Source organism: Actinomycetospora sp. TBRC 11914 (genome assembly GCF_012933465.1).
Lineage (GTDB): Bacteria > Actinomycetota > Actinomycetes > Mycobacteriales > Pseudonocardiaceae > Actinomycetospora.
This window is the reverse complement of record NZ_JABBND010000001.1, coordinates 849,130-862,343: the sequence shown is the minus strand read 5'-3', so window position 1 is coordinate 862,343 and position 13,214 is coordinate 849,130. Positions and strand designations below refer to the sequence as shown.

At 76.4% G+C, this 13,214-nt stretch carries 14 protein-coding genes; 2 read left to right on the top strand and 12 right to left on the bottom strand.

The features are described 5' to 3' along the window. Positions 1–28 precede the first annotated feature (28 nt). A complete protein-coding gene (locus HH311_RS04125; RefSeq protein WP_169182238.1) occupies positions 29–529 on the bottom strand; it encodes a (2Fe-2S)-binding protein in 501 nt (166 codons plus the stop codon). A 3-nt stretch (positions 530–532) separates the two neighbouring features. After that, entirely contained in the window at positions 533–1,405 is an 873-nt protein-coding gene (locus HH311_RS04120) for a xanthine dehydrogenase family protein subunit M (RefSeq protein ID WP_169182237.1), read from the bottom strand. A 150-nt stretch (positions 1,406–1,555) separates the two neighbouring features. Between HH311_RS04120 and HH311_RS04115 the strand changes: the two genes are divergently transcribed. Next, the gene (locus HH311_RS04115) at positions 1,556–2,494 is read left to right on the top strand and encodes a LysR family transcriptional regulator (RefSeq protein WP_169182236.1); all 939 of its coding nucleotides are present in this window, start codon (positions 1,556–1,558) and stop codon (positions 2,492–2,494) included. Positions 2,495–2,504: 10 nt separating this feature from the next. Here the strand turns inward: HH311_RS04115 and HH311_RS04110 are convergent, their stop codons facing one another. The 6 genes from HH311_RS04110 to HH311_RS04085 form a co-directional block, all read right to left on the bottom strand. Further along, positions 2,505–3,908: an FAD-binding oxidoreductase gene (locus tag HH311_RS04110; protein ID WP_169182235.1), complete on the bottom strand. Its 1,404-nt coding sequence runs from the start codon at positions 3,906–3,908 to the stop codon at positions 2,505–2,507. A 54-nt stretch (positions 3,909–3,962) separates the two neighbouring features. Further along, positions 3,963–7,046 carry an AAA family ATPase gene (locus HH311_RS04105; protein ID WP_169182234.1) on the bottom strand — a complete coding sequence of 1,028 codons (3,084 nt, stop codon included), beginning with the start codon at positions 7,044–7,046 and terminating at the stop codon, positions 3,963–3,965. 129 nt (positions 7,047–7,175) lie between these two features. Then, complete coding sequence (locus HH311_RS04100; RefSeq protein ID WP_169182233.1) at positions 7,176–7,694, bottom strand: GNAT family N-acetyltransferase; 519 nt, start codon at positions 7,692–7,694, stop codon at positions 7,176–7,178. Next, a complete protein-coding gene (locus HH311_RS04095; RefSeq protein WP_169182232.1) occupies positions 7,691–8,026 on the bottom strand; it encodes an AzlD domain-containing protein in 336 nt (111 codons plus the stop codon). Before HH311_RS04095 ends, HH311_RS04100 begins: the two co-directional genes overlap by 4 nt. Next, positions 8,019–8,744, bottom strand: a complete 726-nt coding sequence (locus HH311_RS04090; RefSeq protein WP_169182231.1) for an AzlC family ABC transporter permease — start codon at positions 8,742–8,744, stop codon at positions 8,019–8,021. The genes HH311_RS04095 and HH311_RS04090 overlap by 8 nt, the downstream gene beginning before the upstream one ends. Then, positions 8,741–9,526 (bottom strand): PIG-L deacetylase family protein, encoded by a 786-nt coding sequence (locus tag HH311_RS04085; RefSeq protein WP_169182230.1) that lies wholly within the window; start codon positions 9,524–9,526, stop codon positions 8,741–8,743. Before HH311_RS04085 ends, HH311_RS04090 begins: the two co-directional genes overlap by 4 nt. Positions 9,527–9,706: 180 nt before the next feature. Here HH311_RS04085 and HH311_RS04080 point away from each other — a divergent pair, with 180 nt between their 5' ends. Then, on the top strand, positions 9,707–10,171 hold the full coding sequence (locus HH311_RS04080; protein WP_169182229.1) for a group II truncated hemoglobin: 465 nt from the start codon (positions 9,707–9,709) through the stop codon (positions 10,169–10,171). 92 nt (positions 10,172–10,263) lie between these two features. On the opposite strand, the gene HH311_RS04075 is transcribed toward HH311_RS04080, so the two are convergent. The 4 genes from HH311_RS04075 to mftF all read right to left on the bottom strand — a co-directional run bounded on the left by HH311_RS04075 (position 10,264) and on the right by mftF (position 13,194). Further along, positions 10,264–10,413 carry a hypothetical protein gene (locus tag HH311_RS04075; protein ID WP_169182228.1) on the bottom strand — a complete coding sequence of 50 codons (150 nt, stop codon included), beginning with the start codon at positions 10,411–10,413 and terminating at the stop codon, positions 10,264–10,266. Positions 10,414–10,438: 25 nt separating this feature from the next. After that, on the bottom strand, positions 10,439–10,870 hold the full coding sequence (locus HH311_RS04070; protein WP_169182227.1) for an ester cyclase: 432 nt from the start codon (positions 10,868–10,870) through the stop codon (positions 10,439–10,441). Positions 10,871–11,012: 142 nt separating this feature from the next. Next, a complete protein-coding gene (locus HH311_RS04065; RefSeq protein WP_169182226.1) occupies positions 11,013–11,666 on the bottom strand; it encodes an MOSC domain-containing protein in 654 nt (217 codons plus the stop codon). Next, on the bottom strand, positions 11,659–13,194 hold the full coding sequence (gene mftF / locus HH311_RS04060) for a mycofactocin biosynthesis glycosyltransferase MftF (protein ID WP_169182225.1): 1,536 nt from the start codon (positions 13,192–13,194) through the stop codon (positions 11,659–11,661). The genes HH311_RS04065 and mftF overlap by 8 nt, the downstream gene beginning before the upstream one ends. Between the last annotated feature and the right edge of the window lie 20 nt (positions 13,195–13,214).

Genomic DNA, 13,214 nt, shown 5'->3' with positions numbered 1-13,214 from the left:
GGCGGTCGGACTCCCTCGAGCCCGGCGCTCATCGCGCTACCTCCGTCGTCGTGGCGGCCTGCTGCTCGGCCTCGGCGGCCCAGCGCACGGCGCGGACGATGTTCTCGTAGCCGGTGCACCGGCAGATCTGCCCGGAGATCGCCTCGCGGATCGTCGCCGGCGAGGGATCGGGATCGCGGTCGAGCAGGGCACGCGTCGTCATGAGCATGCCGGGGGTGCAGAAACCGCACTGCAGGCCGTGACAGGCGACGAACCCCTGCTGCACCGGGTCGAGGTCGGTCTCGGCCATCCCGGCGGCGAGGCCCTCGACGGTGTCGACGCGGGCGCCGTCGGCCATGACCGCGAGCACGGTGCAGGACTTCACCGGCACCCCGTCGAGGCGCACCGTGCAGGCGCCGCACGTGGTGGTGTCGCAGCCCCAGTGGGTGCCGGTGAGGCGCAGGTGGTCGCGCAGGAAGTGGGTGAGCAGCAGGCGGGGCTCGACGTCGCGCGTGACCTCGCGCCCGTTGACGGTGACGGTGATCTCCACGGGTCAGACCTCTCCCCGCGCGCGGGCGGCGGCGCGGTGGCACGTGCGGGCGACGAGGACGCCCACGAGGTGGCGCTTGTAGTCGACGGGACCGCGCTGGTCGGCGGTGGGACGGCAGTGCTCGGCGGCGATCCGGCCCGCCTCGGCGAAGGACTCCGCGGTGGCCGGCGCGCCGCGCAGGGCCTCCTCGGCCTCGGCGGCGACGAAGTGCTCGGCGCCGACGGCCGCGAGCCCGATGCCCGCCCGGACGACGGTGTGCCCGTCGAGGCTCACCACCGCACCCGCGGCGGCGACCGCCCAGTCGCCGGTCCGGCGCTCGACCTTCTCGTAGGCGCTGCCGGTGGCCGGACGGATCGGGACGCGGACGGCGGTGACGAGCTCGTCGTGCGCCACGGCCGTCTCGTAGGGCCCGCGGTGGAACTCGCGGACGGGCACCGTCCGCTCGCCGTCGCGCGAGGTGATGACGACGGTCGCGCCCAGGGCGGAGAACGCCGCCGAGAGGTCCTCGGAAGGGTCCGCCTGGCACAGCGAGCCCCCGACGGTGCCGCGGTTGCGCACGAGCGGGTCGGCGATCACGCGCTCGGCGTCGCGCAGGATCGGGAGGTGCTCGGCGACCACCGCGGAGTCGAGCACCTCGGCGTGGCGGACCATCGCGCCGAACCGGATCGCGTCGCCGTCCACCGTGATGCCGCCGAGCTCGGTCAGCCCGTTGATGTCCACGAGCACCGTCGGCTCGGCCAGCCGCAGCTTCATCATCGGCAGGAGGCTGTGACCGCCGGCGATCGGGCGGGCGTCGGGACCGTGGCGCGCCAGCAGCGCGAGCGCGCCCGCGAGGTCGGGGGCCAACTCGTAGCCGAAGGTGGCGGGGACCTGCATGCGCCCTCCCGGATCAGCCGTCCTCCGGGCGGCGGTCCCGCCCGGCGCGTGGGAGCATGGACCCGGGTCCGCGGGTGCGACCACGGGCGATGAAGCTTTTGCTCAACTCGGCGGTGCCGACCCGCCGTCGCCGGGAGCATCCTCGGTCGAGTGACCCTGACTCAGCTGAGCACCTTCGTCGCGGTCGCCCGACTGGGATCGGTGCGGGCCGCGGCGACGGCGCTCGGGGTCTCCGACTCCGCGGTCTCCCAGACCCTGCGCGCGCTGCGCGACCACTTCGGGGATCCGCTGCTCGAGCGGGTCGACGGGCGCATGGAGCTGACCGCCGGCGGGGCGCGGCTGCTGGAGTCGGCGACGGCGATCGTGGCGCTGGGCGCCGAGGCGGAGGTGGCGGTCCGCCACTCGGCCGGGAGCACCGAGACGCTGCGCCTCGTGACGACGGCCGCGCTGGCCGAGCAGGTCATCGGCCCGCTGGTCGACGCGTTCCTGGCCCGGAGCGGGACCGCGTTCGACGCCGACACCCGCATCGCGGACACCTGTGACCTCGCGGTCCTCGTCCGCGACCACCTCGCCGACGTCGCCTTCGGCCCGGGTCCCGTCGGGGAGCGCCACGGGCTGCGCGACGAGCCGGTGCTGCGGGTCCGCGAGGTGGTGGTGGCCGCGCCCGGGCAGCGCCTCGCCGGCCCGCCCGCCGCGTGGCGGTGGGCGGTGGACCCCAGCGCCGCCGAGCCCGGGGCGGCCACCCGCGACGTGCTCCTGCGGCTGACCGTCCCCGAGGCGGCCCTGCAGATCCACCCCCACCAGGCCGCGGCGTGGGCGGCGGCGACCGCCGGCGCGGGGGCCTCGATCGGCACGGCCCACCTGGTGGCCCCCCACGTCCGGCGGGGCACGCTGCGGGTGGTCCCGACGTCCGTGACCCCTCGGCACGGCGCCTGGTACGTGACCCTGCCGCGCCGGCCGTCCGACGTCGCGGCCCACTTCCTGCGCTTCCTCGGCACCCCCGAGGCCCTCGGCGTGATGCGCGCGCCGGGCACCGGCGTGGCACCGGCGCGCTACCGCCCGCCGGTGCACGTCGGCATCTGGTCGTGAGCGGGCCCGCTCAGGACTGCGCGGGCCGGATGTTCTGGTTGACCGAGAAGACGTTCTGCGGGTCGTACCGGCCCTTGATCCGCGCGAGACGGTCGTAGTTCTCGCCGTAGGCGGCGCGGATGCGGTCCTGCCCCTCGTCACCCATGAAGTTGACGTAGCTGCCGCCGGCCGCGGTCGGGTGGAGCTCCGTCCAGTAGTCCCGGGCCCACTGCGAGATGAGCCCGGCGTTGGCCGGGTCGGGGTCGACGCCGACGATCACCCCGGCCCACCCGCCCTGGCGGTACGGGAACGCCGTGGCGTCCGCGGGGACCCGCGCGGCGGCCCCGTCGACGGGGTAGAGGTGCATGGTCGAGTGACCGGTGGGCAGCTGCGGGCCGTACCGGAGGTGGACGTCGATCGCCTCGTCGGTGATCTCGCGGAAGAAGTCGGTGCGCCAGTACCACTGCAGGCCGGCGGGGTAGAGCGGGTCGAAGGCGCTCTGCAGCGCCGAGAACGGCATCTCCATCAGCCCGACCACCAGGGGGTTCCCGAACTCCCTGATCGGCGCGAGGACCTCGTCGGCGCGGTCGTGGGGGCCGGTGTAGCACCACACGATGCCGCAGGCCTGGCGTCCCCAGAGCTCCTCGGGGAACGGCGGTGCGGGCGGGATCGTCAGCAGGCCCAGCCAGCCGCTGAGCTCCTCGGGCAGGGCGGGGAACAGCGACCGGTACCAGCGCATGACCTCGGCGGTGTCGGCGAGGTCGTAGAGCACCGGGCCGCCGATGACCATGCCCTGCCGCCCGATGTCGTGGCAGCGGAAGGTGAACGAGGTGACGATCCCGAAGTTGCCGCCGCCCCCGCGCAGGGCCCAGAACAGATCGGGGTGCGAGGTCTCGTCGGCGGTGACGAAGCTGCCGTCGGCGAGCACGACGTCGGCCGCGAGCAGGTTGTCGACGGTCAGCCCGAACCGGCGGGACAGGTAGCCGATCCCGCCGCCCAGGGTCAGCCCGGCGACGCCGGTGGAGGCCAGGAAGCCCGACGGCGTCGCCATGCCGAACGCGACGGTGGCGTGGTCGACGTCGCCCCAGGTGGCGCCGGCGTCGACCCGGACGGTGTGGTGGACGAGGTCGACGGTGGTGCTGCGCATCGTGGACAGGTCGATCACCAGGGCGTCGTCCCACACCCCGAACCCGGCGGCGTGGTGACCACCGCCGCGGACCGCGATCCGGAGGCCGTGCTCGCGGGCGAATCGCACGGCGGTGACGACGTCGGCGGTGTCGCGGCAGCGGGCGATCGCGCCCGGCCGCTTGTCGATCATGGCGTTGTAGACCGCGCGGGCCTCGTCGTAGGCCTGGTCCGCCGGGGTGATGAGCTCACCCCGCAGCGCGCCGTCGAGGTCGGCGTAGGGCGCGCCGGAGGTCACGGTGGTCGTCATGGCGGTGTCCTTCTGTACGGCTGCGGCGCCCGGGGATGGACGCCGCGCCCGACGCTAGGAACGCACCGTTCCGGGAGCGTTCGCGCGCGACGCCAGGTCGTCCTCGCACCGCCGCAGGAGAGCGGTACTGCCCTGCGTTCTCGCGAGCGCGGCGGCCGCCCGGAGCCGGGCCTGCGCCGCCCCGCCGTCGTCGTGGGCGGCGCGCCGGCGCAGCACCTCGGGCATCCACCACAGGTCGTCGCGGGCCTGGCCGTCGGCCACGGCGGCGTCGAGGCACGCCCGCGCCTCGTCGGGCCGGCCGGTGGCGGCGTGCAGGTCGGCCAGCAGCGACTGCCAGTACGGCATCCGCACCCGGGCACCCTCGGCGGAGAGGTTCCGGATACCGCGCCGGGCGAGCTCGACGCCGGCCTCGCCGCCGCGCGACCACCCGTCGAGGACCAGCGCCCACTCGCGGTAGTAGGCGAACTCGTAGCGGTCGCAGAGCTCCCGCAGCTCGCCGACCGCGACGGACAGCTCGCCCGCCGCCCCGCGGAGCTGGTGGGTGATGGCGGCGTAGGCAAGGGCCACGGCGAGGTTGTAGGGGTCCGCGGTCCGCGCCACGGCGACCGAGCCGCGGGCCTCAGCCTCGGCCCGGTCGTCGTCGCCCAGCAGCCAGTGGGCGTGCGCCGCGGAGGCCCGGCCGTGGACGTCCGGCCGGGTGCCGATGCTGAGCCGGTGGTCGTTGCCGTGCTCGACGACGCGCCCGAGGAACACCAGGGCGTCGGCGGGGCGCCCGAGGACGAGGGTCGAGGTCCCGAGCGCGAAGTGCGCGGCCGCGGCCGGTTCCGAGCCGGGCACGATCATGCCGAGGGCCCGCGCCGCGGTCCGCTGCGAGGCCGCGACCTCGCCCTGCACGAACAGCGAGGTCCACAGCCCGACCAGGCCGGTGAGCAGCGCCTCCCGGTCGCCGAGGCCCTCGGCGAGGGTGATCGTGCGGTCGTGGGTCTCCCGCAGCCGGGGGGACGCGTAGCCGTCGCGCGCGTTGAGCGGGGCCGCGAGCGCCTCGAGCTCGGCGAGCTCCTCCCGGGAGCGGACCGGTCCGGCGGGCAGCGTCCGCACGATCGCCAGGGCCTGGTCGTGCAGCCGGATCGCCTCGGTGTGGGCGAACATCCGCGCGGCGAGCTCGGCGGCGCGGCGGTAGTACCGCACGGCCCGCTCCGGCCGGCCGCCGCGGGCGTACTGCTCGGCGAGTTGGGCGGAGACGGCGTCGGTGTCGTCGGCGTGCACCAGCTCGAGCCCCTGGGCGACCCGGCGGTGCAGCAACCACCGCCGGGGCGGGCTGATCTGCGCGTACGCGCCGTCCCGGACCAGGTCGTGGGAGAAGTCGTACCCCTCGCCGACCTCGGTGAGGATCCGCCGCCGCCACAGCTCGTCGACCGCCCGCACGACGGTGTCGGGGTCCAGCTCGCCGGCCGCGGTGACCAGGTCCAGGGTGAAGTCGCGGCCGATCGCCGCCGCGAGCGCGGCCACCTCCCGGGCCTGTCCGCTGACCTGGTCGAGCCGCTCCCGCAGCACCGTCGCGAGGTCGCCGACCGGGATCGGGGAGCTGTTCTCCAGGGTGCGGCGGGCGGCCTCCACCACGTAGAGCGGGAAACCGCCGGTGCTCGCCTGCAGCACCTCGACGTCCTCGGCGGACATCGCGACGCCCGCGACCGCGCTCGCGAGGCGGGCACTGTCGGGCCCCTCCAGCGGCCCCAGGAACAGCTCGGTGAGCGTCCCGGTCGCGCGCAGGCGCGACACCCAGGCGCCGACCTGCGGCTCGTGCTCGGAGGCCTCGGTGCGCATCGTCGCGACGACCATGACGGGGGTGTCGGGCGCCAGGCCGAGGCACAGGGTGAGGAAGGCGAGGGTCTCGGCGTCGCACCAGTGCAGGTTGTCCAGTACCAGCAGCGTCGGCCGCCCGGTCCCGACGAGGGCCCGGGCCAGGCCCTCGAAGAAGCGGTGCCGCTGCCACGCCTCGACCACCGCCCGGCCGCCGGGCCCGACGTCCCGCGACGCCGCCGCGGGCACCAGCCGCTCGACCTCCACCCGCCAGACCGGGTCGAGCGTCGCCCAGCCGGCGCGGACCGCGGGGACCCGCAGCCACTCGGCGACGGGGGCGAGGGCCAGCCGGCCGGCGGCGCCGAAGCACTGGGCGGTGGCCACGACCGCGCCGTCGAGCCGCGCCGACTCGGCCAGCTCGGCGACCAGCCGGGTCTTCCCGACCCCGGGGTCGCCCCGCACCACCACCGCGCAGGGCCGTCCCGCCGCCGCGGCGCGCCACCGCGCCCGCAGGGTCCCGAGCTCGACACCCCGCCCGACCAGCGTCGACGTGCCGCCGGAGCGCCCGCCGACGTCGGGCGGCGCCGGGACCGGCCCGGGATCGTCGTCGCGCGCCAGCAGCAGGTCGAGCGGTCGCCGGGTGGCCGGGTCGGGGGTGACGCCGAGCTCGCGCTCGAGGATCGCCGCGCAGTGGTGGTAGCTCGAGACGGCCCCGGCCCGGTCGCCGAGCTCGCCCAGCAGCTCGATCAGGCGGCGGTGGCCGAGCTCGTCGAGGGGACGCAGCCGGACCCGGCGGCGGGCCACCTCGACCGCCCGGGCCGTGTCGCCGGCCCGGACCAGGGCGTCGACCAGTAGGTCGCAGACGGCCACGCAGCGGGACTCGAGCTCGGTGCGGGCGTCGAGCAGCCAGTCGTCGTAGCCGCCGGGCAGGAACTCGCCGCCGTAGGCGGCGAGCGCGGCGGTGGCGTGGGTGACGACGTCGTCGTCGGCGCCGGCCCGGGCCGCGGCCCGCGCGGCGTCGTCGGCGAGGACGAACTCCCGCAGGTCGACGCGGCAGGCCGGGGTGTCCCGCCAGGTGAGCTCCCGCCCGGTCGCGGCCAGGCCGGACTCCCCGTCGAGGGCGCCCCGCAGGTGGTGCAGCTCGCGGCGCAGGTTGGTGAGCGCCTGCTCGTCGGTGGAGTCCGGCCAGAAGAGGGTCGCGATCCGGCCCCGTTGCTGCGGGATCCCGGCGTGGAGGGCGAGGTAGCCGACCAGCGCGACGGCGCGCGGCGGGACGGCCAGCGGCGCCCCGGTGGCGTCGCCGACGACCTGTTCGCCCAGGAGGCGGATCCGGTACATCGCCGTCGGACCTTCCCTCGCGGCCCGCGGTCCCGACCGCCCACCGACGAGCGTGCCCGGTCCGTTCGGTGGTCACCATCCGCCACCTCCCGTCCCGGGACTGGCCCGTCCGTCGCCGGACACTCACCCTCATGCGGCGTTCGCGACGGCCCGTGACGGCTCGTGCGCCGTGAGGTCGGCGGTGAAGGCGATCTCGGTGCCCTCCGGGCGGCCGGACAGCCCGGGGAACAGCGCCCGGGCGAGTCCCCGCGCGGCGGGGTTCTCGGCCAGCACATCGGCGACGACCGTGGTGAACCCGGCCTCCCGGCCCCGGTCGAGGACGGCCCGGGCCAGGCGGGACCCGACGCCCCGGCCCTGCCAGGCGTCGACGACCTCGACGGCGAGCTCGGCCCGCCCGGGCTCCTCGCCGACGAGGCGGGCGATGCCGATCGGCCGGCCGCCGGCGAACGCGGCCACGGCGAGGTGGCGGCGTCCGTCGACGGCGGCCAGGGCGTCGCGCACCGCCGGGGCGAGCTCCGGGACGGGCCCGAGGAACCGTCGGACCCGGCTGTCGGGGGAGAGCCCGGCGACCACGGCGTCGAGGACGTCGTACTCCCCGGGGCCGAGCTCCCGCAGGGTGACCAGGGGCGTGCTCGGTGGCGTGGTCACGGCGCGCCCCCTCCCACCACCGAGACCGCGCCGAGGCACAGCCACCACACGCCGAGCCCGCCGAAGAGGGCGAGCGGCAAGCGTGCCGTCCGGCGCCACAGCAGCCAGCAGGCGAGCGCGGCGACCAGCGACGGGACCGTCTCGGCCACCGACACGTGCCCGCGGGGCGCGGCCAGCGACGGCACGACGAGCGCGGCGAGGACCGCCGGCCCGAGGTGGGGCAGGACGCGGGCGAGGGCCCGCGGCGGGTCCGTGCCGGCGGTGACGAGGAACGAGGCCCGCATCAGGTAGGTGCCCAGGCCGATGACGACGAGGATCGCGAGCTCACGCATCACGGCCTCCCGCGAGCACGCCGGCCCCGACGCCCGCCGCTGCTCCGCAGAGCAGCCCGAGGCCCAGCGGCAGGCCGGACGCCGCCAGTGCGACGAGGCCGCCGACGACCGCGGCCGCGGCGGCCGCCCGGCCGGTGAGCATCGGGAGCAGCAGCACGAGGAAGGTCAGGGGAGCCGCGAGCTGGAGGGGCAGCGCGGCCGGGAGCAGACCCCCGACCAGCACCCCGAGCCCGGTGATCGCCAGCCAGCCGACCCACATCGTGGCGCCGGCGCCGAGGTAGAAGCGCAGCCGGCGGGCCGGGTCGCCGTCGTCGTCGGACCGGGAGAACCGCCCGACCGCGAGGGCGTACACCGGGTCGACCAGCAGGTAGGCGCCGAGCCAGCGCCACCGTCGCGGCCAGCCGCGGGCGTGGGGCGCGAGCGAGGCGCTGTAGAGCAGCAGCCGGGCGTTGACGACCATCGCGGCGGCCACGACGACCCCCGCGGGCGCGCCGGCGGCGAGCAGCTGGACCGCGACGAGCTGCGCGGCGCCGCCGAAGAGCAGCGGCGAGCTCGACCACGCGGTGAGCGCCGAGACCCCGGTGTGGGCCAGCGCCGCACCGAGGGCCGTGCCGAACGGGACGTAGGCGAGGACCACGGACAGCCCGCCGCGCACGCCCTGGGTCAGGGCCGACGGCTCGGCGACGCTGCGGCGGGGGAGGTGGCCGGTGATGGTCATGCCGCCACCCGCCAGGTGCCCCAGCCCGCGGTGCCGGTGTCGCGGGTGTCCCCGGAGACGAAGGCCTCGGTCGAGAACCACTCGCGCACCCGGTCCTCGCCGACCGCCGCGAACAACCCGCGGGTCTGGGTGGCCTGCGCCCGCAGCGCGACCAGCTTGACCTCGACCAGGGACGGGTCGAGGTCGAAGCGGGCGGCGAGGGCGGACGGCGGGGTCGCCAACGGCAGGCCGTCGGCGAGGAAGATGTCGAACGCGTCCCGCGCGGGCGACCAGCGCCGCACGAACTCCTCGGTGGAGGTGGCGTGGAGCAGACGGGCGCCCGGCGCGGCGATCTCGCGGGCCGCGCCGGCCCAGGCGGACACGGTCTGGTGGTCCTCGTGGCCGGTGTAGCCGTCGGGGCCGAAGGTGACGATCGTGTCGGGGGCGACCGCGTCGACGATCTCGCCGATCTGCGCGACCCGCGCGGCCGCCGACTCGGCGGCGCACCCGCCGTCGGCGACCCCGAGCAGGTGGTGCTCGGTGACGTCGAGGGCGGCGAGCGAGGCCCGGAGCTCCATCCGGCGGACGGTCGCGAGGCGCCGCGGCGGCCACCGCTGGGGGTCGTCCGTCCCCTGCTCGCCGAGGGTCGCGGTGATGCACGCGACCCGGGAGCCGGCGGCGCGGGCCGCGGCCATGAGACCGCCGGCCAGGAAGGCCTCGTCGTCCGGGTGGGCCCAGATGCCGAGGACCGTGCCGAGCTCGGCGGGGTCGGTGATGACGGGTGCCGCGGGTGCCGTGGTCATGACGGTTCCTCTCGGTGCGCGGCGGGCCCTGGTGGCTCGCCGTGACCGAGACTCGTCACGGAGCGTTCGCACTGCGTTCGGCGTGATGGGACATCGACGACCTGGACGGCCGAACGGTGCGAACCATCGGAACGCTCCGTGTCCCTGGCCTTCGGTACTTGCCGTGATTACGGTGTTGCAATGACGCCGACGCTGTTCGAGTGGGCCGGCGGTCGGGACGCGTTCCGGCAGCTGATCGACGCGTTCTACGACCGGGTGGAGTCCGACGACCTCCTGAGCGGCCTCTTCCCCGGCGGGGTCTCCGAGGACCACCGGGCCCACGTGACGCTGTGGTGGGTCGAGGTGTTCGGGGGACCGGCGGACTACACCGCCTCCCTGGGCGGCTACGAACGGATGCTGGCCCACCACCGCGGGCTGGGGATCACGCCGGAGCAGCGCCGCCGGTTCGCCGAGACGATGAGCCGGGCGGCCGACGACGCGGGGCTGCCCGACGACCCCGAGTTCCGTGCGGCCTTCGTCGGCTACGTCGAGTGGGGCACCCGGCTGGCGCTCCACAACTCGCAGCCCGACGCCGACGACGTCGTCGAGCACGCGCCGGTACCCCGCTGGGGGTGGGGGGTCGCGCCGCCGTACCAGCCGTCCTGACGACGGCCGGTCGCGCCGGCCGACCCGCGACCATGATCACCCGGACCCCGTGGTCGGGGAGCCGCCGCGCCGGAGCGATGACGTCCCGGTGATCACGGGTGCCGCGCGGCCGAGGGCTCGGGCTCCGCCCGGCGCGCGGCCCGGAACCACCACGCGGCGACGAGGCCGATGCTGACCAGGTCGGCGAGGTTGGCGAGCGTCAGGACGACCAGGCCGACGGTGCCCGCCGCCGTGCGCGTCATCCCTGTCCCCGAACCCGTCCGGCGATCAGGCCGGGGCCGGGACCGCGCCGATGTTGGCGAGCATCGTCAGCAGGTCGATGTGGTGGCGTTCGTGCACCAGCAGGCCGTCGTCCCACTCCTGCCACATCACGGCCCAGAAGCTCCCCGCGCGACCGCTGGGCGGGAGGACGCCGGCGCCGGTGTCGATCGGTCCGAAGTGCGTGCCGTGCCACACGATCTCGAGGATCGAGGTCTCTCCGCAGGTCGCGATGCGCACGATCTCCCCGGTCGCGTCGGGGAAGGCGGTCTTCCAGTCCTGCAGGGCGGCGATGACGGCGTCCGGGCCCTCGTAGCGCTCGTTGGTGCCGGTCTCCTCGTAGATGTAGCCCGGAGCCAGCGTCGCCCGCACCGCGTCCCAGTCACCGCGGTTGAACGCCTCGACCGATGCCCGCGCCTTCTCCTCGATGTCCTCGGTCATCTCACCGACCTCCGTGGAGCCGCTCCGTCACCGGGCCCGAGGGTGACACGCGAGACGATCGGGATCGAGACGCTCGGTGAGCATCACCCGAGCGGAGCCACTCTTTCAGATTAACCACGGCGTGCGAAATCGGGCAGTTGTCTCACCTTGTGTGGGAACGGGCGAGCCGCTCCCTGGCCCATCGGTGGTACATCGGGGCGAGCTCGGGGACGTCGAGGAGCGTCGCGGCCCGGGCGCGCTCGTGGTGGTAGACGGTGAACACCTCGGCGAGGGTCACGCCGTGGGCGGGGCGGTCGACGACCTCGACGGGGTCGCCGGCCGCGACGTGACCGGTCCGCACCACCCGCAGGTAGGCCCCGGGCCGGACGGCGGCGACGAACCGGCGGGGCATCGTCGGGTCGTCGGCGAACAGGCCGAGCTTGAAGCAGGGGATGCGGGGCTGGGCCACCTCGAACTCCGCGGTGCCGATCCGCCAGTGCTCGCCGACGACGGCCGCCCGCAGGTCGAGACCCGCCGTCGTGAGGTTCTGCCCGAACGTCTGCGTCGCGACCGGCCGGTCGAGCTCGCGCCGCCACCACGCGACGTCCTCGTCGGCGTAGGCGTAGACCGCCTTGTGCGGACCGCCGTGGTTCTCGCGGTCGGCCTGCCGGTCGCCCGCGAGGTGGTCGGCGAGCACCGCGACCCGGCCCGCCACCGGAGTCTTGCCGTAGGCGGTGAGTGTGCGCCGGTCCTTCGGGCCGTCCATCTCGACCGGGACGCCGACCGCGACGGTCAGGACGACGGGCAGCTCAGCCATCGGGTCCCTTCCCGGAGAGGTCCGGCCACAACGGTGCGGCCGTGCGGTGGCGCCAGGCGCCCCACCAGAGCCCGGCGCCGTAGGCGAGGTCGTCGGCGCGGTGCGCGGCGACGTGCGCGAGCGCGTCGAGGGGGCCGGCGGAGGGGTCGCGGAAGCGCAGCCAGTCGGCGAGGCCCTCGACGACGGCGGCGAGCACCAGCGCCCGCCGCACGCGCCTGCTCACGATCGCACCCACCACGGCCGCGGGCCACCAGTGGCGGGTCAGCGCGCCGGCCGCCTGCCACGCCGCCCCGCCCAGCCCCCACGGCGCGAGCACGAGGGCAAGCGGGACCGGGCCGGTGACAGCGAAGCGTCGTCGCCGGCGTCCAGTGGCAGGAGAGCCCCGTCGTCGCGAGCCGTCCCCGACCGACACCCACGGCTCGTCCGGCTTCCGCAGGCCCCGGGCGAGCCGCGCCGTCGCCAGCACCGTCACCGCGCCCGCCGCGGCCACCGACCAGCGGCGCTGCACCCCCAGCAACGTCATCGCCGCCGCGGTCCAGGGCGCCAGCGCCACCGGCGGCACCCGGCGGGGGTGCTGCCGGGCCAGGGGCGCCGCGCCGGTCCCGTAGAACGCCTTGCGCTCCAGCCAGGCCCGCACGCCCGCCCGGTGCTCGTGGGCCACCCGCGCCGCCGGCTCGTAGCGCAGCCGCCACCCGGCCGCCGCCAGCCGCCACACCAGGTCGACGTCCTCGGCCACCGGCATGTCCTCGCGGAACCCCTCGCCGAACGCCGAGCGCCGCACCACCAGCGCCGCGCTCGGCACGTACGCCACCCGCGACCGCGCGGTCACCGGCGCGGGCCGGGCGCCGAGGTCGAGCGACGACCGCCGGCGTTCGTAGCGGCTCACCGCGTCCTCGCCCGCGTCCGGAGCGGCCCACGCCGTGATCCGCGGGGCCACCGCCCCGACCGCCGGGTCGCCGAGGTGCCCCAGCAGCGTCGTCAGCCAGCCGGGCTCGGGGACGACGTCGGAGTCGAGGAAGGCGACGACCGGCGTCGTCGAGGCACGCGCCCCGGTGTTGCGTGCCGCCGACGGGCCCCGCGACGACCGGTGGCGCACCACCCGGCCGCCGTGCCGGGCGACGACGGCCCCGGTCGCCGCCGGGTCGCCCGATCCGTCGTCGACGACGACGATCCCGCCCAGCCCGGGCGCCGTCGCGACCACCGCGGTGAGCAGCCGCTCGAGCTCCGCGGGTCGGTCGCGGACCGGGACCACGACGGTGACCTCCCCGGGGCCCGGCGCGCGGGGAGCCCGCGCCGGGTCGGGGTGGGCGACGCCCGCGTCGGCGAGGAGCCGGGCGAGCGCCGCGGTGGTGGCGTCGGTGACGACGAGCTCGGGCCCGTCGAGCCGTGACCGCGCGGCCGCCGAGAGCCGGAGCACCCGCGGTGGCGAGCCCCCGATCCACGTCGCCCCGCCGTCGACCCGCCAGGTGCGCGGGTCGGGTCGGACGGTCCAGCCGTCGGGGAGTCTGGGAGGCCGGGGGGAGGTCATCGCGGCCCCGGAGTGTAGGT